Consider the following 24,260-nt stretch of genomic DNA (forward strand, 5'->3'; position numbering starts at 1 on the left):
AATATGTTTCTGAAGTCATTTCTCTGATGGGTCCATACAAAATAGAATACCGAACCGGGTTTATATTCCCAGCGGGCAACAAAGTTGGAACGAAATTCCAGCATGGTGAAATCAGGATTCGGAAAGGAATAGGAAGTGCTTCCGTGGGTAAGGGTATAGGTTCCGTCTGTCATTATGGTTTCATTATCACGGTAAAGATAAAACCGCTGATTGAAGGAATCATTCAGAGGATCAGTGACTTCGCGGAAAGCAACGAATCGGCCCGTCGATATGAAAGGACTTCCGTAGTATTGAAGCGAAAAATCGGGAGTAAAATAAAAACCTGTTCGGATGGTTATGCCCAGGGTTTTTTGTTTTAGTGCTCCCAGCAGGGCAATGGGGTGCTGTTCTGATCCAAACGATGTAACATACTGGATGGCATTCTGATTTTCCTCATAGTTTATCTGAGATGAAATGCTGAACTGAGGTGAGAAGCGGATTCTGAGCCCGGGAGCAAAACGTTGCCGGGATGAAAATCCGTCGGTATACCATGCTCCATTGTATTGAAGATTGAATGCCAGGTTCCTGCTGTCATCAGTTTGTGCCGTAGCAAAAACCAGATAATAGGGGTCGGTTTTCAAGGCATATCCGCCCCTCAGCAAACGATTATCAATGGCGGAGAAAAAGCGGTTCAGGTGCAACTGGGCTGTCCATTTGTTGTTGAATACAAACTGGGTCTCTATTTCTGATCTCCCCCGGACAGGGACTCCGGCAAAGTCCCATGCGCAATCGAGCGACAGCGTGACGCTGTAACTTCGGAGAATCTTGCCCGGTTTGGTTTCCCTGTATCCTGCCATGCTTTGGCTACCAATTACATCAGCTTCTCTCATGTAGCCGATATCGTTCAGGTCGAGACCCGGTGAGCGCCAATATATTCTTTGGCCGGCAATTAGTTTGCTGTTCCCTTCTTTTCCGATTCCGATCATGCCGCCGGTACCGCTCAGCACAGAAAGGGATGAATCGAGAGCAAGATGGTTGGCATCAGGACGCTGAAAATACCTTGCCGACGACCTTTGCAGACGCAGCATGGCTTCCTGGCTTCCGCTGATGTAGCTTGCAACAAAATTGGCTGTTACAAAATATTCTCTTTCTTTCCAGTAGTGAATGAAATCAAGGCCTCCCGTGTATGCCTGCTTCGGGAGAAAATCAAGATGCTGCTGCGAGAAAAAACGATTTACCGAGGTCAGAATGCCGCCTATCGAGGTGTTTCCCTTTTGAAAATCTTTTTGAATGCGTCCTACAAAATAGTTGGTCGGAGGGGATGCCATCCTGTATGAGTATTGACCGCCGCTAAAAATGCTGGAGTATTCAGGCGAGGTGAAGCTCTGAAGGATACCGAGCGACAGTCCGTTTGCTGTTTTCCCACTGATTTTCAATGCATCCAGTATTGAGGTATTTCCTGGGGTTTCGGTAAATATTCCCGAATCAGACGGTGCCGCATAGGGAGGGGCACTTCCGATCCGTCGCGAATAGAATACCAGATCCTCATCCGATCCGGTTTCAAAGGAAAGAATGTTTTTTCCTTCCAGGAAAAAAGGACGTTTTTCTTCGTAAAAAGTTTCAAATGCCGTCAGATTCATGACGGAAGGGTCGGCTTCCACCTGCCCGAAATCAGGATTAAAAGTGTAATCGAAGGTAAAGTTGCTTCCGATTCCGATTTTCCCGTCGGCCCCAAATGTACCTGACCATGAAGAGCCTGTAAACGGATTGCCTTCTGCCGGCTTATTGGTTCGCAGGGATCCAAGCGCATAGGGCATGATTTCCACCCTTCGGTTTCTCGGAAGATTGCGAATGCCCTGAAGCTGTCCGAAATTATGAATAAAAGCATTGGTGTTCCTGGGAATAAGGCTCCACTGGTCTTCCTCCATATTTCGGGAAATCCACCTCCATGCATGCATCCCCCATACCTGCACCGAATCGGAGCTATACCGCAACTGGCTCAGAGGGATCCGCATCTCAGCACACCAGCCGGAATCATCTACCGAAACACCGCTGTACCATACGGCATTCCAGTTAAAATCCGGATTCATGTAGTTAACGTTGTTCAGCAACAGGTCAACCTGGGTCCCTCCGGCCGTAACATCAAACTCGAAACCGGTCTTGTGATCGTTGTAACTGTCAAAATTAATCCCCACGATATCCCCGCCTTCAAATAGTGCATCCCTCTGGCATATGAAACGCCTGATTTTGGAAGGATCCTGTTCATAGGCCCTTATCAGTACATACATGTTTCTGTTGTCATAAAGTACTTTCAGGCGGGTTTTTTCCGAAGGAGTGCCTCCTTCCACCGGCATATGCTGAACATACCACTGCGACCAGGGAACTTCATCCCAGCAGGCATCATTGTATTTCCCGTCGATCCTGGGAGGAGCCGATTGAAGACGCTTGGTAACATAAATCCGTTTGTGGTACCCTGTTGTATCCTGTGAACGGACATGAGGCGTAAACACGATGGTTTCCGCTAATAGCAACGATATAATTAACCTCGGGAGTATCATTCCTTGCCTTTTCACCTTATTAAAATAAGCCGTAAAAATAATGGAATTATGGTGCCATAGTTTTCTGGTATGCACAATTTTCTGCTTGGTTAAACATTTCTTTCCATTTCCTGGTCATAGAGCATTCTTCATACTGTATTTTGGTGTTTATTTAATGATGTTTATTAAAATAAAAAAAATATATAAAATATGTATATTATGAAAAAAAATGTATATTTGTATCAAAAATGTAAATATGCCTTCGGTTTCAGAGAGCAAAAAAGCAAAACTGATGCAGGCGGGACAGGAACTCTTCTGGAAATATGGCATCAGAAGAGTTACTGTGGAAGATATCTGCAATGCAGCAGGTGTCAGCCGTATGACTTTCTATAAATATTTTCCGAATAAGATTCATCTGGCCATCAGGATTCTGGAAGATATTTTCCGGCAGTCGCGACTGAAATACCGGAAAGCAATGGACAGCAGGGGATCGTTCGACAGAAAAATCGAGGCCATTATCAGGTTAAAGATTGAAGTTTCCCGGGATCTGAGCACGGAATTTCTGCAGGAGATTTATCAGTCAGGTGACCCTGAACTGATTCGGTTTGTCAGGGAATGGACGGAGAAAACAATGGAAATGGTTTTCCATGATTTTGAAGTTGCCCGAAAGAATGGAGAAATCCGGTCTGACATCCGTGCGAATGTGCTGCTGTATCTTGTAAATCATCTGACTTCCCTGGTTACTGATGAGAAATTTGCTGCGTTATACCAGCATCCATCCGAAATGATCAAGGATTTGTCGGAATACTTTTTTTACGGAATTATGCCCAGGCGTAAGCACAGGTGAGAAATGAGAAAGGAACTGGCAGTATTATGTATGGTATGTTTCTCGTTGCAGGCAGCAGGCCAGGCGGTTACTGCCGAATTGAACGGGCAGGCGGCAGGTTGGGGAATGGTAAATTTACAGAAGCCATTTTATTATCAGTTTGGGGCGCGAACCCTTCCCGCCTTGTCAATTACAGGCAGTTTGGATTCGCTTCATCGCTTTGATGCAGAAGTGTCGGGGAATTTTTATACCAGTGCCACGTTTACCGGGAATGCATACCAGGATGGCGTTGCCGGAATCAGACCCTACCGGGTCTGGGTTCGTTATTCAACTCCGGGGCTGGAACTGCGCCTGGGGCTTCAGAAAATCAATTTCGGGTCTGCCTCAATCCTCCGTCCTCTGATGTGGTTCGACCAGGTGGATCCGCGCGATCCTCTGCAAATTTCCGATGGTGTTTATGCCCTTCTGGGGCGATATTATTTCGGCAACAACGCTGGGATTTGGCTCTGGGGCATATATGGAAACGGAAAGACTAAGGGATGGGAATATCTGCCAACAAAGGAAAAAACTGCTGAAGCAGGAGGAAGGTTGCAGCTGCTTGCAGGCCCCGGAGAAGTGGCATTCACCTGCCATCGCCGGTTAGCCGACTGTTCACAGTGGACCTATGATTCCGTTCCTGTTACCAGGTCCTTTGTTCACGAAAATCGGTTCGCAATCGACGGGAAATGGGACCTTGGCATAGGCATCAGCGGAGAAATCGTGGTGAAGAAAACGGGCAGATTCTCTCCTCTGGTTCCCGAATGGGAAAAGTATATGAACATTGGTATGGATTACACATTTGCCGTTGGAAACGGCCTCGGGCTGGTACTGGAGCACCTTCTGATCCAGACCTCCGGTCATTTATTTGCTTCGTCCGGCAACACATCCTTTACGGCTCTTACTCTTTCCTATCCGCTGGGAGTGCTGGACCGTGTAGCCGGTATTTTTTTCTACGACTGGAGCCACAAATCCTTTTATCGGTTCATCAGCTTCAATAGGCAGTATGACAAATGGTCGCTGTATTGGATGGCATTCTGGAATCCGCAGAGTTTCACAATATTTCACAGCGAGACGAGACATAACCTAATGGCAGGAAAAGGTATTCAGTTTATGGTAGTATATAATTTCTGAAACGTATGGATATACTTATTGACATCAAAGGGCTAACCAAGCATTACCCTATGGGAAACAACCAGTTTACCGCCTTGCGCGATATAAACATTTCCTTTGCGAGAGGGGAATTTACCGGAATAATAGGCCCGAGTGGTTCAGGAAAAACTACCCTCCTGAACATTATAGGTACACTGGATGTGCCCTCTGAAGGGGAAGTACTTGTACTGGGAAAATCAGTCGGAAAACTGACGCCCAAGGAAGCCGCTGACATAAGGAAGAAAAGCCTTGGCTTTATTTTTCAAACGTACAATCTTCTACCGGTATATACGGTATACGAGAATGTGGAATTTCCCTTGCTATTGCTCGGATTGACAGAACAGGAACGCAGGAAGATGGTGGCAGAGGCCCTCGAATGGGTAGGCCTTGCTTCCAAAGCTGATTCCAGACCGGCACAGCTGTCAGGAGGGGAGTGCCAGCGTGTAGCCATTGCACGGGCGATGGTAAAAAAACCGTTTCTGGTGCTGGCCGATGAGCCCACGGCCAATCTGGATGCAGCCAACTCGCACCATATTCTTCAGACCATGGAGCTTCTGAACCGTGAACTGGGTACTTCCTTTCTCTTTGCCACACACGATGAGAAAGTAATTGGCTATGTGCGACGCAGGGTGAGACTTGACGACGGACGGCTGGCCGCCGATGAAATCGTAACCCCTAAATGAGGAGGAAAACATATGCTGGCTTTTAGACTTGCCTACAGAAATCTGACCGGAGCCGGATTGCGAACCTGGCTCAACGTCATAGTGCTTTCCTTTTCATACGTTGTGATTATCTGGCATAAAGGTTTTCTGGATGGGTGGGAACAGCAGGCCAAAACCGACATGATTATGTGGGAAACCGGAGGAGGTCATTTCTGGCACGAACGGTATGACCCGTATGATCCGTTTACTTTAACCGATGCCCATGATTCCCTTACTCCGGAACTTGCGCAGCTGGCAGCAGAAGGAAAACTTACGCCAGTACTTGTCTCTCAGGGAACGTTGTATCCCGATGGCAGAATGCTTCCGGTTCTTATCAAGGGAATAGATCCACGTCAACATATTTTGGCCATTCCATCCCAAAAACTCGATACGGCGCTTTCAGCTATTCCGGCTCTTGTTGGCAGTGAGATGGCCCGTAACGCGCGTCTTAAGGAAGGTGATATACTGACCATCCGCTGGAGGGATGTGAACGGTACGTTTGATGCGGCAGAAATTCAGATTGTCGGAATTTTTCAAACCACCGTTCCTTCTGTTGACATTGGCCAGGTTTGGATTCCCCTTTCCCGTCTGCAGGAAATGCTTCTGATGCCGGGGGAAGCTACCTTTCTTGTTCTTTCAGCACCTTCCGGCATGCTTCCTTCCGGGGGGAATTGGGTATTCCATCCCAGGGAAGAACTGCTGAAGAGTGTTGATGATATTATTAAAACCAAATCCGCAGGCGGAGCGGTATTGTGGATCATCCTCATGCTTCTGGCCATGCTGGCCATATTTGACACGCAGGTGCTGTCCATTTTTCGAAGGAGGAAAGAGATCGGTACGTATATTGCCCTTGGCATGACCCGCTGGCAGGTGGTTGGCCTCTTTACAGTTGAAGGTGCCATGCACTCCCTTCTGGCTGTTATTGTCGGTGCACTTTACGGAGTTCCGTTGCTGGCTATTCAGGCCGTAAAAGGACTATCACTTCCTGTTTCTTCCGGTGATTTCGGAATATCCATGGCCAGCAGAATCGTGCCTGTTTACAGCGCAGGGCTGGTGGCTGGAACCATTCTGATTGTGGTTATTGTTACCACCATTGTCAGTTTCCTGCCGGCGCGGAAAATAGCAAAAATGAGTCCTACGGATGCTTTAAAAGGAAAAATACAATGATACGTTTCCTGATAAAAGGTCTTTTGAGAGACAGGCAGAGAAGCCTGATACCAATGCTGGTAGTGGCCCTTGGAACAATGCTCACCGTGGTATTGCATGCCTGGATTACCGGAATTATGGGTGAAGGGATTGAAATGAACGCCCGTTTCGAATACGGGCATGTCAGCGTTATGACAAAAGGTTTTGCCGATAAGCATAATCAGACTCCCAACGAATATGCAATTACAGGCACCGACACAATTCTGAAGACATTGCAACAGCAATTTCCCGCTATTACATGGGTGCAAAGGATACGGTTCGGGGTACTAATCGATGTGCCCGACAGTCTGGGTGAAACCCGTGCACAGGGTCCTGCCGCCGGAATGGGTATCGATTTTTTTACCCCGGGGAGCGAAGAACCCCAAAGGCTGAACCTCCTTTCTGCCATCCGTCAGGGCCGGTTGCCGGAAAAACCGGGAGAGATTCTCCTGAGCGATGAATTTTGTTCTAAAATCAAACTGAAACCGGGCAATAAAATAACCTGTATTGCCACCACGATGATGGGAGGCATGTCGTTTGTCAACTATACTCTTGCCGGGACTGTTTCATTCGGTTCTCCGGCTCTCGATCGCGGTTTCATGATTGCTGACATCCGCGATGCTCAGTATCTGCTCGATATGGAGGATGCGGCCAGTGCAATTCTTGGCTTCTTCACCGCTTCAGGTTATGATACTGAATACGCCAAAGAAGTGAAAAAACGTTTCGAAACTCTCTATCCTCCTGCAGGTGGTGATCTTTTTTATCCTGTTATGCTGACTATGAATGACCAGCCACTGATGAACGTACTGCTTACCATGTCGTCTATGATGAGTGCGATTATTATTTCTGTCTTTGTGTTTGCCATGGCACTGGTTTTGTGGAATGCCGGCCTGTTGGGAGGTTTGCGCCGTTACGGCGAGGTGGGCATTCGCCTTGCGATGGGTGAAGAAAAAAAGCATATCTATACATCCATGCTGGCTGAGTCCTTTTTTATCGGTTTGGCCGGATCTTTCGCCGGAACCCTTATGGGGCTTTTCCTTGCGTGGATTCTGCAGACAAAAGGAATCGATATGACCTCGTCAATGAAAGGAATGACCTTGCTGATGAGTACCAACTTTCATGCCCGTATAACTCCGCCCGCCTACTATATCGGCTTTATCCCCGGAATTTTCTCAACCCTTCTGGGAACAGCCCTTTCGGGTATCGGAATTTACCGGAGGCAGACAGCAAACCTGTTTAAAGAATTCGAATCATAGCATATGAAAACACCATGGATTATTTTGTTAATGAGCGGTTTTGGCTCAGGAATATTGCCGGCACAACAGCCGGATGCCCATGAAATTCTCAACCGCATTGATAAAAATATGGTATCGGAAACCCGGGTGTTCACATCCCGGATGATTATTTACGGAACCAGAAATTCCCGTACTCTTGAACTTAAGACCTGGATAGCAGGCGAATCGAAATCGTTTTCGGAATACCTGTCCCCGCCACGTGAAAAAGGTACCAAGATGCTGAAACTGGACAAACAGCTGTGGATCTATTCGCCTGAGACCGACAGAATCATTCAGATATCAGGCCATATGCTGCGCCAGTCGGTAATGGGTTCCGATCTTTCCTACGAAGACCTGATGGAAGATGCCCGCCTGTCAGAAAAATACCAGGCAACCATCGCAGGGGAAGAAACACTGGATGACAGACCCTGCTGGGTGCTCGAACTGCGGGCCGTGGCGCCTGACATCAACTACCAGATGCGGAAATTGTGGGTCGACAAAGCCCGCTACATTCCTCTGAAGGAAGAAATGTACGCGAAATCGGGAAAACTTCTTAAACGAACCACTCTTTCTCAGGTCGAAAACATCGGAGGAAGATGGTTTCCCCGGAAGATTGAATTCAGGGATATGCTGAAAGAGGGCAAAGGGACAGAATTTATCATCGACGACATCCGCTTCAACGTGGAAATACCGGATTACATCTTCTCAAAATCCAATCTGAAAAAATAGCGGATTCGGCGAACTCAGATTTCCTGAGACGGTTTTCTTTTGCTTTTATTGTGTTTGATGAGGTCGGCTTCGAGGTAGAAAATAATTTCTTCTGCAATGTTTTTCGACTGGTCTCCGATGCGCTCCAGCCTTCTTACTACCGAAAGAAGGTGGAGAAGGGCAGGAATCTCTTCCGGGTTCTCCCGGATCAGTTCGGTAAAAGTATGGTAGGCTCCTTTGTTGATGGTATCGAGTTCTTCATCTTTCGAGAACACTACGCGTGAAAGGGTTGAATCACCGGTTTCAAAGGCACGCTGTATATCATGCAGCATGGTCAATGTCACGGCAAACATGGCAGGAACCCCTGATTTCTTTATAACCTCCGGGGGGAGTGGCTTTTCGAGATCGAGCACAATGTTGGCAATGGTCTTGGCATAATCTCCGGTTCGTTCCAGATTATAGGCTATTTTCAGCACGGAGAGTACAAACCTCAGATCAGCGGCTACCGGGGAAAAAAGTGCCAGGATGTTTTCGCACCCCAGGGTAATGTTCAGTTCAAAAGCATCAACCCTTTTTTCGTTCGCTTTGATTTCCATGGCCAGGTTCCGGTCATGATAATTCAGGGCTTCTTCTGCCTTGCTCACCTGGCTGATAACCAGGTTCCACATGCCAAGCAGGTTTTGTCTCAACTTTCCGAGTTCCAGGTCGAGATGGGTCGGAACCTCCGGATGTTCAGGTACGTATTGTTCGGGATTGATCGGCATTTTTGCTGTTTTTATTTTATAAGTAATCAGAAAAGGTATCTTCTTATCCGAACCGGCCGGTAATGTAATTTTGTGTCTTCGGATCTTTGGGATTGGTGAAAATATTGATTGTGGTATTATACTCAACCAGTTCGCCCAGATAGAAAAAGGCCGTATAATCGCTTACACGGGAGGCCTGTTGCATGTTGTGTGTCACGATAATGATGGTATACTTCTGCTTCAGGTGATGGATCAATTCCTCAATTTTTGCGGTTGAAATCGGGTCGAGGGCTGAGGCAGGTTCATCCATTAACAAAACGGAAGGTTCAACGGCCAGGGCACGCGCTATGCAAAGACGCTGCTGCTGGCCACCGGAGAGGGCAAAGGCTGATTTTCCCAGATCGTCTTTTACTTCGTCCCAGAGTGCAGCCTTTACCAGTGACTCATACACCTTTTCTTCAATGAACTTATGGTTCCTGACGCCATTCACCCGCAATCCGTAGGCAACATTTTCGAAAATGGATTTCGGAAAAGGATTGGGTTTCTGGAAAACCATGCCAACCTTTTTACGAAGTTCATCGGGTTCAATGCTTCTGTCGTAAATATCCTGTCCTTCCAGATAAATCTCTCCGTCAATCCGGACGTCGTCGATCAGGTCATTCATTCTGTTGAACAGCCTGATAAAGCTCGACTTTCCGCATCCGGAAGGGCCGATAAGGGCGGTAACCGTATTCCTTTCGGCCTTAAAACTGATGTTTTTCAGCGCATGAAATTCCCCATAGTAGAGATTCAGGTTCCTGGTCTCCAGAACAGGCGGTACAGAAGTCGTGCGCAGGAAGGTATTCTTTTCTTTTTGTTCTTCTTCGGTAACGAACATTACGTTTTGCATTTCTGAGATTTTACCAGTCGAATAAAAAACAGGGTAAAAGTACCTTTCCTTTGAAAATTCAGTATTAAACCAATGTTAATCTATTGTTAAATATTCGCAGATACAGTATAAAAGAGTGTTCATTGTGCCCAATCAAAACGTATATTGCAACCGGATGGTGAGAACATTGTCATTCAGATCTCCGGTATATCCTGAGAGGGCTGTTTTTTCATTTCTTACGATATCGTAATACAGCATCATTTTCAGATTCGTATCGTAGTGAAAGATATAGCCGAATCCATAGGTATCGTAACGGATATCGGCAGGAGAGAGGGTGGCAAAGGTGCCTGTACCGGCCGGTTTTCCTATTTCCTTTCCCCTGGCCCTGGTATCCGGATCATACACATCGTATTTAAAAACGAGCTGGTGTTTGGTTTGGAGGATGGTGTGCACAACGTAAACAAGTCCGCCGGCAAAAGGACGTTCCATGGCCGGAAGGGGAGGAGCAACCGTAGTGACAATGCCCGTAACCGGGTCGGCTTTGCTGACGGCTTTATCTTTTGGCAGAGAGGAGGGACTGACGGTGGTTTCCGATGTGCCTCCGTGGAGGCCGGTCAGGTATTCCCCCCTCACAAGGGTTGTTCCGAGAACGGTCTTTACTGATACCTGTCCGTTCATGCCATAATATATCCGCCTGCCGGAATACAGACTGCCGGTTGAATCGGGCAGAAAAACCCTGAAACCGTCGTCGGTGGTTGTAAGGTCTTTAAAATATTTTTCCGTTCCGCTTTGCCAGCGTCCGTTGTAGTAGGAAAGTCCAAGAGTCCAGGCGTTTCCCTTGCTCACGGAAACACGGCCGATAAAATCCTTGTGGGAGTCGAAATCAGAAGCGATGCCGGTTCCGTTGAAGAAGCCCGCATCCGCCTTGAACCAGCTCAGGCCTGAGCGGCTTCCGGGATGCACTGAAAGCATGATGCCGGCATCCCGTTCTCCGGGGAAGAGGGTCTGGTAAACCCTGGCCCTTTCGGGCGATTCCCTGACACTGGATGACATGGTAATTTCGTTTCCGAAGGGACGGTTAAACAAGCCGGCTGTTATAACAAAAGTGCGGATCCAGGGGTCAGTAAGCTGAAAATAAACGTCTTTCGGGGCAATTCCTTTTTCGGTTATATCAATCTGTGTAACAAATTTCGAGAGGTTTCCCGACCAGGTCATTTTCACCCTTCCGCGCCGTATCATGAAACGGCTGTCAGAGTTTTCAGGAAAATCACCACCGGCGAAGGATTTAATCCCTTCCTTTTCGGCTACCTGAAACTGCGTTTGCAGATAGCCCGAAAACTGAATCTTTTTTAGTAAACGGATGGTTTCATCGGTTCTGGCTATTGATTTAAAAAGGCTGTCGGCTGTTTTATCATCCTGTGCATTGACCTTCATGCCGGCAGGCCACAGCAGGACAGCGATGATAGCAGTTAAAATAAAGATTCGATTCATGTTGCTTTAATGTTTCTGCAAATAACAAGCCTGAATATTAACTGCATGTTAAATCTTTATTAGTGTAACATTAATTTTTAAGCTCAGAGGCTTGTTGTAAGCCCGACGAGGCTGGAAGGGAACATTGAAATGGTTTTGTCAGGTGTTTAATTGCATTTTTCCGTTTTGGCAAAATGCACCATGCGGAAAGGCGCTTAATTTTTACTATACAATCAGGTTTGAATCCACATTGCACATTTTTTGCTGAGCAATGTGCCCGGCGGGCCGCTTTCAATGCGTACCAGCAGGATTTGCCGGAGGCCGGCTTTGCAAGTCAGCCCGCAATACCCTAGTTTTTATCACTGTTATATGTATTATCCGAATTTTTACTATCACGTTTTGATTCACATATTGAAATGTTTTACAATTCTGATCCAATATTGAAGGCAAGGCATTATTGCAGAAAATGAACAAAAAAGAAAAACAAAAACCCTGAAGGGGTGGCATTACGTTTATAATATCGCCCCTTCGGGGTTCTGTGGCTTGATTCTGCAATAATATCGCCCTTTCAGTTTTTTTTATGGAATTTGGTTCTGAAAAATTTTTTGATGTAGGAAAGGCAAAACAAAAGCCTACCCGCTCTGCCCTGTCTACCCTGTTTAGCCTTTGCCTGCGCGCAGTAGCTTATCCTTAAGAAAAGGAATTTTTTTTAAGAAAAGGTATGAACCTATTGCTTATGCTTTAGTTATTAGCTTTCCTTTTTAAGTCAACCTTGTTTATGGAATTCGAAGCAAAACTAAAGCGAAACCGGAGGTTTCGAATTCCAATGTCCATGGTGGCAGCCATGGTGGGTAGAACGCTAAGTTTTTCAACACCGGAGGTGTTGAAGAGGATTGACTATAAAATTGTATCCTGGAGAAAAACAAAGGCCTGTAATTGTTTGCATTACAGGCCTTTTTCTTTTGTTCACGTGATCCAGCTGGGATTCGAACCCAGGACCCCATCCTTAAAAGGGATGTGCTCTACCTGCTGAGCTACTGAATCGGGTTCCGTTTTTCGGGGTGCAAATGTATAAACAATATTCAAATTTAAAAATTTTTTCTGGGGGGATGACAAAAATCATCTCCTATTTTTGTTGTTACAATCATAACATAAAATCTTTTTATGGTATATTTGACCCCCGATTTTAAAACCATTTTTCATGGACAACCGACTGCAGGAACTTACGGAAAAGATTTACAGAGAAGGCCTTGAGAAGGGCAATCAGGAAGCAGAGAAGATCATTTCGGCTGCCAAAGCCCAGGCAGAAGAGATTATAAAAAAGGCCAGGGCCGAAGAAATCCGCATTCTTGAAGAAGCCAAAAAAGCTTCCGCTGAAATGCGCGAAAATACTATGGCCGAGCTTCGGCTTTCCATGCGGCAGGCAATGAACAACCTGCGACAGGAAATTACTGACCTGATCAGCAAAAAGGTTACCTCCCAGGCTGTCAAAGGAATTCCCGACGATCCGGCCTTTATCCGCGACATTCTTCTGGCCGTTGCCGCCAACTGGTCGCCCGATAAATCCGGACGAACCGACCTGGTTGTTCTTTTGCCGGCATCACGCGAAAAAGAACTGCGTGAATATTTCCTCTCCAAAGCGACCGACCTGCTTAAGAAAGGACTGGAACTGAAATTCGACGAAAACCTCACATCAGGGTTTGAAATTACCCCGGCCGACGGATCCTTCCGGATCAGCTTTACCGATGAAGTATTTGAGAACTTCCTGCGGGATTATCTCAAGCCAAGGTTAATGGATTATTTATTTGAGAAATAGGACATGTTCCGGCGAGAATACCACTGTTTCGTTGCAGGACTGCCCGATTTGCTGTTTGACGAAGGAAAGATTACCCAGACCCTGGAAACCTTCCGGCAGGAATTGAAGGAAGAACTGCACCCCGCTGATTACCGGCTGGTTCATATGGTTTTTCTTCCGTACGACCATCAGAACCTGATCCGCTTCCTGAAAGACGGCTCAGACGATTTTGATGTACTCGGAAACTATGCGCCCGAAGATTTTGCCGCCGAGGTACAAAACCTCGATGCCATCATCCCGGAACCTTCGCGTATTGAACCCTACCTTGCCAGCCTGATCAGGCGCTGGTACGATGAAAATACCGACCGGTCACAGCTCGACCCGGAGCGGATGCTTCTGGAAGGGTATTACGCCATGATGGCTGAAGCGCCCAACGATTTTCTGCAGAAATGGTCGGCTTTTGACCTGACCCTTCGGAACATTGTAACGGCAGTGAATTGCCGGCGCTTCGGAAGGGAAATCGCCCCGGAGCTGATCGGCGATAATCCCGTTAACAGTCAGCTTGTGCGCAACCCGGCCCGCGATTTTGGCCTGGCTTCCGAACTGGACCAGATTGAAAAAATCCTGCAGATTTGTGAATTGCCCGACCTGCTGGAAAGAGAGAAAAAACTGGATTGGCTCCGCTGGGAATTTATCGACGAGGCCGTTTTCTTCCACTATTTTGATATAGAGAAGATCCTTGGCTACCTGCTCCGGTTAATGATCGCCCTGCGCTGGTTCCGCCTTGAACGACCCGCCGGCGAAAGCCTGTTCCGCGAATTGCTGGAAAAGATGGAAAAATCATATCAGTTGCCCGATGAATTTCACCGTAAAAAATAACCGATAGAATCAGATATGTTGACGCAAGGAAATGTTACCGGAATTATTGCAAACCTGGTCATTGTCAAAACCCATGGCCCTGTTGCGCAGAACGAAATCTGCTATATTAACCTGGACGGGGTTTTGCTGATGGCCGAAGTCATTAAGGTCATCGGCGACCTGGCCTATGTGCAGGTTTTCGAAAGCACACGCAATCTGAAAGTGGGTGCTCCGGTCGAATTTCAGGGTCATATGCTGGAAGTTACCCTGGGACCCGGCATTCTGTCGAAAAACTATGACGGACTGCAGAACGACCTGAACAAAATGACCGGCGTGTTTCTTCAGCGCGGAGAATATACCCCGGCCCTTGATGAGGGAACTATCTACCATTATGTTCCTCTGGCCAGGGTAGGGCAGACTGTACGTGCCGGCGACTGGATCGGGGAGGTAAGAGAAAACTGGATTCCCCACAAAATTATGGTCCCTTTCAAATTTCAGGGAACTTACAAGGTGAAGGAATTGCGCCCTGAGGGCGATTACCGCATCAGTGAAACCGTTGCCGTACTGGTCGACAGCGAAAACAAGGAACATCCTGTTACCATGGTGCAGAAGTGGCCGGTGAAAATCCCCATCAAGGCCTATCGCGAAAAACCAAGACCCTTCAAACTGATGGAAACAGGGATACGGGTAATTGATACCCTGTACCCGATTGTGGAAGGAGGTACCGGATTCATTCCCGGTCCGTTTGGTTGCGGAAAAACCGTGCTTCAGCACGCCTTGTCAAAACAGGCCGAAGCCGACATGGTCATTGTTGCCGCCTGCGGTGAGCGTGCCAATGAGGTGGTGGAACTGTTTACCGAGTTTCCTGAGCTGGAAGACCCCCGTACAGGAAGAAAACTGATGGAACGTACCACCATCATTGCCAATACATCCAATATGCCGGTGGCGGCCAGGGAAGCTTCGGTTTATACCGCCATGACCATTGCAGAATATTACCGCTCCATGGGCCTGCGGATCCTGCTGCTGGCCGACTCAACCTCCCGCTGGGCACAGGCACTGCGCGAAATGTCGAACCGTATGGAAGAACTTCCGGGTCCGGATGCCTTCCCGATGGACCTGCCGGCCATTATATCCAACTTCTATGCCCGTGCAGGCTTTGTGTATCTGAACAACGGCGAAACCGGTTCCATTACCTTTATTGGTACGGTTTCTCCTGCCGGTGGGAACCTCAAAGAGCCGGTAACGGAATCTACCAAGAAGGCAGCGCGCTGTTTCTATGCCCTCTCACAGCAGAGGGCCGACAGCAAACGGTATCCGGCCATTGACCCTCTGGAAAGCTATTCCAAGTACCTCGAATATGAAGAGGTGCAGGAATACCTCAAACACCATATTGCAGAAAACTGGCTTTCCAATGTGCTTCTGGCCCGCGATATTCTCCAGCGCGGAAGGGAAGTGGCTGAACAGATCAACATCCTCGGCGACGATGGTGTACCCATTGATTACCACGAGAAATTCTGGAAAGCCGAAGTTGTTGACTTTATAATCCTTCAGCAGGATGCGTTTGACAGGATCGACCAGTCAACCCCCCTGCCGCGTCAGGAATATATGCTCAACAAGGTGCTCGAAGTGTACCATACCCGTTTCCAGTTTGAAACATTCGAAGAGGTGGGTACCTTCTTCAAACGGATTATCAACCAGTTTAAGCAGATGAACTATTCCGAGTTCCAGTCGGAACAGTTCAAAAAGTATGAAGAAGAATTGCATGCCATTATCAACGAAAGAAAAATAGCGTGATGGAAAAGAAAGCTTTTCAGAAGATATACACAAAAATCACCCAGATTACCAAGGCAACCTGCAGCCTCCAGGCAACAGGAGTAGGGTATGATGAACTGGCCCTGGTGCATGGCCGTCTGGCCCAGGTGGTAAAAATTATCAACGACCAGGTTACATTGCAGGTATTCAGTGGCACCGAAGGCATTCCTACCAATGCCGAAGTGGTATTCATGGGGCATCCTCCTGTGCTGAGGGTGAGCGATGACCTGGCCGGCCGCTTTCTGGATGCCTATGGCGAACCCATCGACGGAGGCGGAGCTGTTCTGGGGCAGGAAAGGCAGATCGGAGGCCCTTCGGTGAACCCGGTGCGGCGCAAACAGCCTTCTGAACTTATTGCCACCGGTATTGCCGGTATCGACCTGAACAATACCCTCGTTACCGGGCAGAAGATCCCCTTCTTTGCCGACCCCGACCAGCCGTTCAATCAGGTAATGGCACTGGTGGCCCTCAGGGCAAAAGCCGATAAGATTGTGCTGGGAGGCATGGGACTTTCCAACGACGACTACCTGTTCTTCCGCAATGTGTTTGAAAATGCAGGAGCACTCGACCGCATAGTGGCCTTTATTAATACCACCGAAAATCCGCCTGTAGAAAGGCTTCTGGTACCCGATATGGCGCTGACTGCCGCCGAGTACTTTGCCGTTGACAAGAAAGAAAAGGTACTGGTTCTGCTGACCGACATGACCCTCTATGCCGACGCCCTTTCGATTGTGTCGAACCGTATGGACCAGATTCCGTCGAAAGACAGTATGCCCGGTTCATTGTACTCCGACCTGGCCAAGATTTACGAAAAAGCGGTTCAGTTCCCCGACGGAGGAAGCATCACCATCGTGGCTGTTACCACACTTTCAGGCGGCGATATCACCCATGCCATACCCGATAATACCGGCTATATTACCGAAGGTCAGCTCTTCCTGCGGCGCGATACCGAAATCGGTAAAGTAATCGTCGACCCCTTCCGGTCGCTGTCGCGTCTGAAACAACTGGTGATTGGAAAACAAACCCGCGAAGACCATCCCCAGGTGATGAATGCGGCTGTTCGTCTGTATGCCGATGCCGCCAATGCACGTACCAAACTGGAAAACGGCTTCGACCTCACCGACTACGACGAACGATGCCTGCGCTTTGCCAGGGAATACTCCGAAAGCCTGCTGGCCATTGATGTGAATGTCGATACCACTACCATGCTCAATATTGCCTGGAACCTCTTCAGCCGGCACTTTACCAAATCGGAAGTGGGTGTTAAAAACGAATTTGTTGAAAAATACTGGCCTAAGAACTGATAAGCAGGAGTTGCCATGGCTATTAAATTTCAGTATAATAAAACGGCACTTCAGGCACTGAACAAGCAGTTGCGCATCAGACAACGTGCACTGCCCACCCTTCAGAACAAGGAATCGGCTTTGAGGATGGAAGTGAAGCGGGCAAAAGACCGGATGCAGCAGCTCGAAAATGAACTGGAAGCACGGATTGCACAATACAACCATATGGCACGGTTGTGGAGCGAGTTTCGCCCCGACCTGATTGCCATAAAGGATGTCCGCCTTTCCATTAAAAAAATTGCCGGCGTTAAGACGCCCGTGCTGGAAGAAATTCTCTTCGAAACCCGTCCCTTTCATCTTTTCAGTCAGCCTTCCTGGTTTCTTGATGGTATTGAAATCCTCAAGGAGCTTGCTTCCATTGCCATCGAAAAGGAATTTTTCCGTTCCAAAATGGAACTCCTCGATTACGCCCGGAAGAAGACGACACAGAAAGTGAACCTGTACGAAAAGGTGCAGATTCCCGGTTATGAGGATGCCATCAGGAAGATTAAGCGCTTTATGGAAGACGAGGAAAACCTGTCCAAATCGGCTCAGAAAATCATTAAGCAACGTCAAATGCAAGTGGAGGTTCAGTCATGATTATTCCCATGCTGAAATATTCGTTCCTGATTTATCACCGGGAATACGATGAGTTCCTGAAAAAACTGCAGGATCTCGGCGTACTGCACATTCACTGGCGGCCAACAGGAGAGGATAATGAGACACTGCGGGAGCTTTTCAGAAAAATGAACCAGCTGGATAAGATCATCCGGTTGCTGAAAAAGAGGCAGCCCGGAGAATCTGCCCCGGTTTCGTTTGAGAATGCCTTTGCTCTGGCCGATGAGATAGCCGCTCTCCTGGAAGAGCGTGATACCATACGGATCAGGAAACAGCAGATTAAGAAAGATACAGACAGTCTGGAACCCTGGGGTGATTTCGACTGGAAATCACTGGAAAGGCTTGCAGAAGCCGGTATTCAAACGGCGTTTTTTATTTGTCCGGCCCGGCGGTTTCAGCCCGAATGGAACGAAAAATACCACATAGCTGAAATCAGCAATGTTAATGGACAGCTTCATTTTGTGGTATTTTACAAACCAGGGGAAGAAATCCTGATTGAAGCCGACCGTCCGCGGCTCCCGCACCGGAGTCTTTCGGAACTGCGCAGGGAAATGGAGATGCTGGAACAACGGGAAGCAGAAATTGAAAAGCGCCTTGATGAGGCCGTGCAGGGTATACCTCTTCTGGAAAAGGCATACCGGGAGATTGCTTCCGAATACCAGTATTATATGGCCCGGCAGGCAGGTACCCCGCAAGCATCCGATAAGGTGGTCGTGCTGGAAGGATACGTTCCGGCAGACCGCGAAAGTAAACTAACCGAATATCTTCAAAGTACCCCGGTTTTCTATTTCCGTGAGGAAGTGGATCCGGCCGACAGGAATGTGCCAATTCTTCTCAAGAACAATAAGTTTGCCCGTTTGTTCGAACCGATCGGCAAGCTGTTCTCCCTGCCGGCATACCATGAACTGGACCTGACGCCGTTTTTTGCACCATTCTTCATGCTCTTTTTCGGTTTCTGTCTGGGTGATGCAGGATACGGACTTCTGATACTCATTGCCGCAACGCTTTTTAAGAAACGTCTGAAACCGGAAATGCGCTCGCTGGTTACTCTGGCGCAGTTCCTCGGTGCAGCCACTGTTCTGATGGGAATTGTTACAGGTACCTTTTTCGGCCTCAATCTGCTCGACACAGGATATACCATCACTGCCCATTCTCTTGAGGTTTTCAGGCAGCAGAACATTCCGGCTGAAATTCTGGAGAAAATGACTTCCCTTGTCAACCAGCACTTTTCAGCCAGGGATGAATACATAGCCGCCCTGCAGAATACGCTGGGGCCTGAAGCTCTGGACAAATACAAGGGCATCCTTACGCGGTATGCGGAATCGGATTACCGTTTTATCAATTATTTCCGTTTTATCATGCTCGATTCCATGGGCATTTTCACTCTATCCCTCATTTTGGGTGCCATCCAGATTGTTTTCGGTATGTGCCTCAGAGCGGCCAATCTGATTATCCAGAAAGGGTTCAAATATGCCCTGTCAACCTTCGGATGGATATGGATTATCCTGAGCATTGCCTTTTTTATGCTGGGCAGTAAAGCAGGATGGTTCAGCCAGGAAGCAGTTAAACCTTTTATGTACGCTTGCCTGGGAGCAGGAGCGGTGCTTGTTTTCTTTTTCAATAATCCTGACAAAAACGTTTTTGCACGGGTGGGACTCGGAATCTGGGATTCATACGGAGTGGTAACCGGTATTTTCGGCGATCTGCTTTCCTACATCCGTCTGTTTGCGCTGGCCATGTCAAGTTCTATCCTCGGATTTGTTTTCAACGCCATCTCGCTGCAATTGCTCAATATTCCCTACATCGGATGGCTGTTTTTCCTCCTTCTTCTGGCGGCAGGGCATACGCTGAACCTGTTGCTTTCGGCTCTGGGAAGCTTTGTCCATCCCATGCGTCTTACCTTTGTGGAATTTTACAAAAATGCCGGTTTTGCCGGTGGCGGAAAAGAATATAAACCATTTTCAAAATTATCAACTAACACATAATTCTATGAATGCTGTAGTATCAAATGCACCTGTTATTATTGCCTACATTGGTCTGGCACTGATGGTTGGCTTATCAGGAATCGGCAGTTCCATCGGAGTTGTTATGGGTGGCAATGCTACCATTGGGGCCTTGAAAAAAAATCCGGATGCTTTCGGAAGCTATATGTTGCTGAGTGCTCTTCCGGGTACCCAGGGGTTGTATGGGTTTGCCGGTTTTTTCATTATTCTGAATAAGGGAGTAATCACTCCTGAGATGGCTATGGGTACAGCAATTGCCATTCTTGCGGCGGGTCTCGCCCAGGGTTTTGTGTGTCTGATCTCAGCCCTCAAGCAGGGCCAGGTCTGCGCCAACGGTATTGCTGCCATAGGAAGCGGTAACGATGTGTTCGGAAACACCATGATTCTTGCTGTGTTCCCCGAGCTGTATGCTATTATTTCCTTTGCTGCTACCTTCCTTATCAGCGCAAAACTTTGAGAATCTGCAAGGCAGAAAAAGCCGGTATGCAGGGAAATACCTGGATTCCGGCTTTTGTGCTTTTTACCGGCCTGTGCAATACATCAAAAATTCACAATTCCATCAAAACCCTGAGCCCGGAACACAGAAAACCCCGAACCTTTAAAAATAAATCCTGTTGTTTATGAAGCGTGGTTTTGCCTCCGACAACAATGCCCCCGTGCATCCGTTGGTTATGGATGCCCTTCAGAGGGTCAATGAAGGGCATTGCATTGCTTACGGTGACGATCCGTATACCGGACGTGCCGTTGCAAAAATGAAAGAAATCTTTGGCGCTTCGTGTGAGGTCTTTTTTGTCTTTACCGGAACCGCCGCCAACGTGCTGGGTTTAACTGCCGCCACCAGGCCTTTTAATTCCGTTATATGCGCTGAAACGGCCCATATTCATACTGATGAATGCGGAGCTCCCGAACGGTTTACCGGATGCAAAATTCTTTCTATTCCTACCGGAAACGGCAAAATAGCACCCGATCAGGTTGCCAGGTATCTTCACGGATTTGGATTTGAACACCATTCCCAGCCGGGCGTCATTTCCATTACCCAGGCAACGGAAATGGGCACGGTGTATTCCCTGCAGGAGATCAGGGAACTGGCCGATATGGCGCATGCACACGGCCTGATGCTGCATGTCGACGGAGCACGGCTGGCGAATGCGGCTGTTTCGCTTTCCTGCTCTTTCGGAGAGATGATCGCCGGCACCGGAGTGGATATCCTGTCATTTGGCGGAACCAAAAACGGCCTTATGTATGGTGAGGCCATTGTATTTCTCAACAGCCGCCTGGCAGAAAATTTCAAATACATCCGGAAACAGGGGATGCAGCTTGCCTCAAAAATGCGGTATATGGCGGCGCAGTTCGATGCTTACCTGACCAATGATTTGTGGAAAAGCCTGGCAGAACATGCCAATTCCATGGCGCAGTTACTCGAAAAGGAAGTGCGGAAAATACCGGGAATCGAAATTACCCAGCCCGTGCAGGCAAACGGTGTTTTTGCCATTGTGCCTCCTGAAGTGATTCCTCTTCTGCAAAAGGAATATTTTTTCTATGTTTGGGATGAAATGCGGTCAGAAGTCAGGTGGATGTGCTCCTGGGATACCACCGAGGAAGACGTGCTCGGCTTTGCTGAAATATTGCGTAAAACAATGGATAGCAGAAAATAAAAACCGCCGTATGCTCCGGATGAATATCCGTCTTTTTTTTCAACATGCCCGCCTCCTGAACGGTAAAGGATTACTGACTGCTTTTTTGATTGCATCTGGTATTTGCTTTCTGGACGTTTCCTGTACAGGTGACAATGCCTGCAAGCAATCCAGGGATGTTTATCTGGTGGTTTCCTTCCGGACCACCTTTCCCAAAACCGAACATGATACCACACTGCCCGATCTTACCGTGTACGGCCTGACGCGCTCCGATTCCCTGCTGTACGATTCGGCCCGCGTCAGCAAGGTATCGCTGCCGCTGAATCCCTCATCCGATACAACCGGATTTGTTTTTTCATGCAGGAATGCCGCTGATACCTTTATGGTGGTGTGCACGAGGCAACCTCATCTGCTTTCCTATGAGTGTGGTTTTGTAATGTATTACAGGCTGATTCAGGTTTTTTTACGGGGCAACCTGGCTGACTCCCTGCGCATCATACAATCTGATGTAACAACCGATCATGGTACGAATATCCATCTGTATTTTTAGTTTTCTGATTCTTTCCTGCCTGCCTGCAAAAACCCAGAAGGATACACTGCGGCGGGCATGGGTAGGGCTGGATATTCTGCCTTTTGCCGAAAGCATATATGGCAGTAAGGAGAATGCGGTTGAACTTTTCGGCAGTTACCGTATAGGGAAGAACAGGTATGCTGTTGCGGAGGGGGGTATTTCGTCAGCAAAATACGATGGATCCAATTTCAGGTATGCTTCCGCGGGGTGGTTTGCCAGGGGAGGGGTGGATTTTAATGTGCTCGGACGGGACAGGTTTCCGGGCAACGACCAGATTCTTATCGGGCTACGGTATGCTTATTCGTCCATGCATTATCGGGCTGAGGAGGTGCAGATTCCTGCCGGATACTGGCCGGCCATGGCAACCGAGATCAGTCAGGTTTCATTTGGGAGTCACTGGCTGGAGGCCAGGGCGGGGATCCGTGCGGAGGTGTTTCCGCATTTCTTTATTGGCTGGTCGGTGGCAGGACGTGTGCTTCTGTATTCGGGTCATCCGGCGTCTATGGAACCCTATGTAATACCGGGCTTCGGTAATGGAACCCGAAAGGCAAATGCGGGTTTCGGGTATTTCGTTTGTCTGAATTTTTAAACAAAACGCTTTTTGTTAATTTCGTACCACATTCCAAACAATGAAAAGCCTATGTTCGTCAACTGTGTTTATGTTCACGTGAAGCAGGAACATCTTCCTGAATTCATTGAAATAACTAGAAAAAATCATGAGGGATCCAGAACGGAACCCGGCAACCTTCGTTTTGATGTATTGCAACAGTTTGATGATCCCACCAGGTTTCTCCTTTACGAAGTGTGGGATACCGAAGAAGCCGCAGCAGCTCATAAAAATACCCCACATTATCAGGAATGGAAGGCCGCTGTGGAAAACTGGATGGAATCTCCGCGCAAAGGCGTAAAACACAGGGTAATTTGCCCGTCAGACCGTTCAAAATGGTAAAACCGTTTCAGATAGCCAGAATACCTTTTCTGACCTTTGGTCCCGGGAGCCGAAAAAAGGTTGTTTCCCTTACCGGCCGGTTCGGAAAGAATGTTTTGCTTGTCACCGGTTCCGCATCCCTTCGGCGCTCAGGCTTTCTGGACGAAATCGAAACTGCATTGACAAAGGAAGGCTTTCACCTTGCCCATTATTCTGTGAAAGGGGAGCCCTCACCCTCTTTGATTGACCAGATTGTTCATGACAACATTCCCTTCCGCCCGGAGGTTGTGGTAGCTATCGGGGGAGGCAGTGTTCTGGATACCGGAAAAGCAATATCAGCAATGCTTCCCATAGGAGAAACGGTGATGCATTATCTCGAAGGAGTGGGCACAAAACAGCATCCCGGTACAAAAATACCCTTCATCGCAATGCCCACCACAGCGGGTACCGGTAGCGAAGCCACCAAAAATGCCGTCCTTTCTGAAGTGGGAGAAAAAGGGTTCAAGAAATCCTTGCGCCACGACAATTTTGTTCCCGATGCCGCCCTGCTGGACCCGGAATTAACCTATGATTGTCCGCCGGAAATAACCGCCGCTTCGGGAATGGATTGCCTCACCCAGCTCATCGAATCCTATGTTTCCTTGGCAGCCAATCCGTTTACCGATGCTCTTGCCCTGCCGGCTATACGGGATGTGTTTCATTACCTGCCGGAGGTTTACCGCCAACCCCGTTCCGAAGAGGGGAGAAGTGCCATGTTGTATGCGGCCTATATTTCGGGCATTACACTTACCAATGCCGGGCTGGGGACTGTTCATGGCATTGCCTCCGCACTGGGAGGTCTGGCGCTGATACCCCACGGAATTCTCTGTGGTACCATCATGGCTGAGGCAAACCGGATTACCATCAGCAAATTGCTGGAAAACGCACCGGAGTCCATAGCAATGAAGAAGTACATTCAGCTGGCAGAGCTAATTTCCGGAGAGCAGAACATTTCCCCCCGGCGCTGTGCAGAAATTTTGCCGGAATTTCTGGACAACCTGACTTCATCATTACAATTGCCACGGCTCAGTGCACTCGGCATTACAAAAGAGATCCTGGTTTCGTCAGCCAAAAGTACGGAGAACAAGAACAATCCTGTACCTCTTTCAGAGAATGAAATCAGCGAACTTCTTTTGAAGAGGTTTTGAAATTTTTTTGTACTATTTTTACACTAAAATATCTTTTAATCTTAAATTGCATG

General features: G+C 48.0%; 22 protein-coding genes and 1 tRNA gene. 18 read left to right on the forward strand and 5 right to left on the reverse strand.

The window, feature by feature from the left end; genetic code table 11:
* The coding region (locus GX419_00580) for a carbohydrate binding family 9 domain-containing protein (protein ID NLI23188.1) at positions 1–2,537 on the reverse strand (2,537 nt) is incomplete at its 3' end.
* Positions 2,538–2,772: 235 nt separating this feature from the next.
* On the opposite strand from GX419_00580, the gene GX419_00585 reads away from it, so the two are divergent.
* The 6 genes from GX419_00585 to GX419_00610 are packed head-to-tail and all read left to right on the forward strand — an operon-like array spanning position 2,773 to position 8,419.
* Positions 2,773–3,363: a TetR/AcrR family transcriptional regulator gene (locus GX419_00585; GenBank protein ID NLI23189.1), complete on the forward strand. Its 591-nt coding sequence runs from the start codon at positions 2,773–2,775 to the stop codon at positions 3,361–3,363.
* Between the two features lie 3 nt (positions 3,364–3,366).
* Positions 3,367–4,512, forward strand: a complete 1,146-nt coding sequence (locus tag GX419_00590; protein ID NLI23190.1) for a hypothetical protein — start codon at positions 3,367–3,369, stop codon at positions 4,510–4,512.
* Between the two features lie 5 nt (positions 4,513–4,517).
* Positions 4,518–5,213 (forward strand): ABC transporter ATP-binding protein, encoded by a 696-nt coding sequence (locus tag GX419_00595; GenBank protein ID NLI23191.1) that lies wholly within the window; start codon positions 4,518–4,520, stop codon positions 5,211–5,213.
* A gap of 12 nt (positions 5,214–5,225) precedes the next feature.
* Positions 5,226–6,398: an ABC transporter permease gene (locus GX419_00600; GenBank protein ID NLI23192.1), complete on the forward strand. Its 1,173-nt coding sequence runs from the start codon at positions 5,226–5,228 to the stop codon at positions 6,396–6,398.
* The gene (locus GX419_00605; GenBank protein ID NLI23193.1) at positions 6,395–7,672 is read left to right on the forward strand and encodes an FtsX-like permease family protein; all 1,278 of its coding nucleotides are present in this window, start codon (positions 6,395–6,397) and stop codon (positions 7,670–7,672) included. The genes GX419_00600 and GX419_00605 overlap by 4 nt, the downstream gene beginning before the upstream one ends.
* A 3-nt stretch (positions 7,673–7,675) precedes the next feature.
* On the forward strand, positions 7,676–8,419 hold the full coding sequence (locus tag GX419_00610; protein ID NLI23194.1) for an outer membrane lipoprotein-sorting protein: 744 nt from the start codon (positions 7,676–7,678) through the stop codon (positions 8,417–8,419).
* Positions 8,420–8,433: 14 nt separating this feature from the next.
* On the opposite strand, the gene phoU is transcribed toward GX419_00610, so the two are convergent.
* The 4 genes from phoU to GX419_00630 all read right to left on the reverse strand — a co-directional run bounded on the left by phoU (position 8,434) and on the right by GX419_00630 (position 12,523).
* Positions 8,434–9,162 (reverse strand): phosphate signaling complex protein PhoU, encoded by a 729-nt coding sequence (gene phoU, locus GX419_00615; protein NLI23195.1) that lies wholly within the window; start codon positions 9,160–9,162, stop codon positions 8,434–8,436.
* A 43-nt stretch (positions 9,163–9,205) separates the two neighbouring features.
* The gene (locus tag GX419_00620; GenBank protein NLI23196.1) at positions 9,206–10,018 is read right to left on the reverse strand and encodes a phosphate ABC transporter ATP-binding protein; all 813 of its coding nucleotides are present in this window, start codon (positions 10,016–10,018) and stop codon (positions 9,206–9,208) included.
* Positions 10,019–10,162: 144 nt separating this feature from the next.
* On the reverse strand, positions 10,163–11,500 hold the full coding sequence (locus tag GX419_00625) for a hypothetical protein (protein ID NLI23197.1): 1,338 nt from the start codon (positions 11,498–11,500) through the stop codon (positions 10,163–10,165).
* Positions 11,501–12,450: 950 nt separating this feature from the next.
* A tRNA-Lys gene (locus GX419_00630) sits at positions 12,451–12,523 on the reverse strand.
* A gap of 157 nt (positions 12,524–12,680) precedes the next feature.
* Between GX419_00630 and GX419_00635 the strand changes: the two genes are divergently transcribed.
* From GX419_00635 to GX419_00690, 12 genes are all read left to right on the forward strand, one after another.
* On the forward strand, positions 12,681–13,295 hold the full coding sequence (locus GX419_00635; protein NLI23198.1) for a hypothetical protein: 615 nt from the start codon (positions 12,681–12,683) through the stop codon (positions 13,293–13,295).
* Positions 13,296–13,298: 3 nt separating this feature from the next.
* Positions 13,299–14,153 carry a DUF2764 family protein gene (locus GX419_00640; GenBank protein ID NLI23199.1) on the forward strand — a complete coding sequence of 285 codons (855 nt, stop codon included), beginning with the start codon at positions 13,299–13,301 and terminating at the stop codon, positions 14,151–14,153.
* An 18-nt stretch (positions 14,154–14,171) separates the two neighbouring features.
* A complete protein-coding gene (locus GX419_00645; GenBank protein ID NLI23200.1) occupies positions 14,172–15,926 on the forward strand; it encodes a V-type ATP synthase subunit A in 1,755 nt (584 codons plus the stop codon).
* Complete coding sequence (locus GX419_00650) at positions 15,926–17,248, forward strand: V-type ATP synthase subunit B (GenBank protein ID NLI23201.1); 1,323 nt, start codon at positions 15,926–15,928, stop codon at positions 17,246–17,248. The genes GX419_00645 and GX419_00650 overlap by 1 nt, the downstream gene beginning before the upstream one ends.
* Positions 17,249–17,263: 15 nt before the next feature.
* Positions 17,264–17,866: a V-type ATP synthase subunit D gene (locus GX419_00655; protein ID NLI23202.1), complete on the forward strand. Its 603-nt coding sequence runs from the start codon at positions 17,264–17,266 to the stop codon at positions 17,864–17,866.
* Between the two features lie 8 nt (positions 17,867–17,874).
* Positions 17,875–19,869, forward strand: coding sequence for a hypothetical protein (locus GX419_00660; protein NLI23203.1), 1,995 nt, complete (start codon positions 17,875–17,877; stop codon positions 19,867–19,869).
* Between the two features lie 4 nt (positions 19,870–19,873).
* The gene (locus GX419_00665; protein ID NLI23204.1) at positions 19,874–20,344 is read left to right on the forward strand and encodes a V-type ATP synthase subunit K; all 471 of its coding nucleotides are present in this window, start codon (positions 19,874–19,876) and stop codon (positions 20,342–20,344) included.
* Between the two features lie 163 nt (positions 20,345–20,507).
* The gene (locus tag GX419_00670; protein ID NLI23205.1) at positions 20,508–21,542 is read left to right on the forward strand and encodes a low specificity L-threonine aldolase; all 1,035 of its coding nucleotides are present in this window, start codon (positions 20,508–20,510) and stop codon (positions 21,540–21,542) included.
* A 10-nt stretch (positions 21,543–21,552) separates the two neighbouring features.
* Positions 21,553–22,071: a hypothetical protein gene (locus tag GX419_00675; protein NLI23206.1), complete on the forward strand. Its 519-nt coding sequence runs from the start codon at positions 21,553–21,555 to the stop codon at positions 22,069–22,071.
* Positions 22,043–22,681, forward strand: coding sequence for a hypothetical protein (locus GX419_00680; GenBank protein NLI23207.1), 639 nt, complete (start codon positions 22,043–22,045; stop codon positions 22,679–22,681). Before GX419_00675 ends, GX419_00680 begins: the two co-directional genes overlap by 29 nt.
* A gap of 51 nt (positions 22,682–22,732) precedes the next feature.
* Positions 22,733–23,041 (forward strand): antibiotic biosynthesis monooxygenase, encoded by a 309-nt coding sequence (locus GX419_00685; protein ID NLI23208.1) that lies wholly within the window; start codon positions 22,733–22,735, stop codon positions 23,039–23,041.
* Complete coding sequence (locus GX419_00690) at positions 23,035–24,207, forward strand: iron-containing alcohol dehydrogenase (GenBank protein ID NLI23209.1); 1,173 nt, start codon at positions 23,035–23,037, stop codon at positions 24,205–24,207. Before GX419_00685 ends, GX419_00690 begins: the two co-directional genes overlap by 7 nt.
* The last annotated feature ends 53 nt before the right edge of the window (positions 24,208–24,260 follow it).

Source organism: Bacteroidales bacterium, from assembly GCA_012517825.1.
Classification (GTDB): Bacteria; Bacteroidota; Bacteroidia; order Bacteroidales; family JAAYUG01; genus JAAYUG01.

Bases quoted from the DNA above. Each gene is read 5' to 3' on its own strand.
- GX419_00585 (NLI23189.1), top strand. From the start codon at position 2,773: ATGCCTTCGGTTTCAGAGAGCAAAAAAGCAAAACTGATGCAGGCGGGA.
- GX419_00590 (NLI23190.1), top strand. From the start codon at position 3,367: ATGAGAAAGGAACTGGCAGTATTATGTATGGTATGTTTCTCGTTGCAG.
- GX419_00595 (NLI23191.1), top strand. From the start codon at position 4,518: ATGGATATACTTATTGACATCAAAGGGCTAACCAAGCATTACCCTATG.
- GX419_00600 (NLI23192.1), top strand. From the start codon at position 5,226: ATGCTGGCTTTTAGACTTGCCTACAGAAATCTGACCGGAGCCGGATTG.
- GX419_00605 (NLI23193.1), top strand. From the start codon at position 6,395: ATGATACGTTTCCTGATAAAAGGTCTTTTGAGAGACAGGCAGAGAAGC.
- GX419_00610 (NLI23194.1), top strand. From the start codon at position 7,676: ATGAAAACACCATGGATTATTTTGTTAATGAGCGGTTTTGGCTCAGGA.
- phoU (NLI23195.1), bottom strand. From the start codon at position 9,162: ATGCCGATCAATCCCGAACAATACGTACCTGAACATCCGGAGGTTCCG.
- GX419_00620 (NLI23196.1), bottom strand. From the start codon at position 10,018: ATGTTCGTTACCGAAGAAGAACAAAAAGAAAAGAATACCTTCCTGCGC.
- GX419_00625 (NLI23197.1), bottom strand. From the start codon at position 11,500: ATGAATCGAATCTTTATTTTAACTGCTATCATCGCTGTCCTGCTGTGG.
- GX419_00635 (NLI23198.1), top strand. From the start codon at position 12,681: ATGGACAACCGACTGCAGGAACTTACGGAAAAGATTTACAGAGAAGGC.
- GX419_00640 (NLI23199.1), top strand. From the start codon at position 13,299: ATGTTCCGGCGAGAATACCACTGTTTCGTTGCAGGACTGCCCGATTTG.
- GX419_00650 (NLI23201.1), top strand. From the start codon at position 15,926: ATGGAAAAGAAAGCTTTTCAGAAGATATACACAAAAATCACCCAGATT.
- GX419_00655 (NLI23202.1), top strand. From the start codon at position 17,264: ATGGCTATTAAATTTCAGTATAATAAAACGGCACTTCAGGCACTGAAC.
- GX419_00660 (NLI23203.1), top strand. From the start codon at position 17,875: ATGCTGAAATATTCGTTCCTGATTTATCACCGGGAATACGATGAGTTC.
- GX419_00665 (NLI23204.1), top strand. From the start codon at position 19,874: ATGAATGCTGTAGTATCAAATGCACCTGTTATTATTGCCTACATTGGT.
- GX419_00670 (NLI23205.1), top strand. From the start codon at position 20,508: ATGAAGCGTGGTTTTGCCTCCGACAACAATGCCCCCGTGCATCCGTTG.
- GX419_00675 (NLI23206.1), top strand. From the start codon at position 21,553: ATGCTCCGGATGAATATCCGTCTTTTTTTTCAACATGCCCGCCTCCTG.
- GX419_00680 (NLI23207.1), top strand. From the start codon at position 22,043: ATGGTACGAATATCCATCTGTATTTTTAGTTTTCTGATTCTTTCCTGC.
- GX419_00685 (NLI23208.1), top strand. From the start codon at position 22,733: ATGTTCGTCAACTGTGTTTATGTTCACGTGAAGCAGGAACATCTTCCT.
- GX419_00690 (NLI23209.1), top strand. From the start codon at position 23,035: ATGGTAAAACCGTTTCAGATAGCCAGAATACCTTTTCTGACCTTTGGT.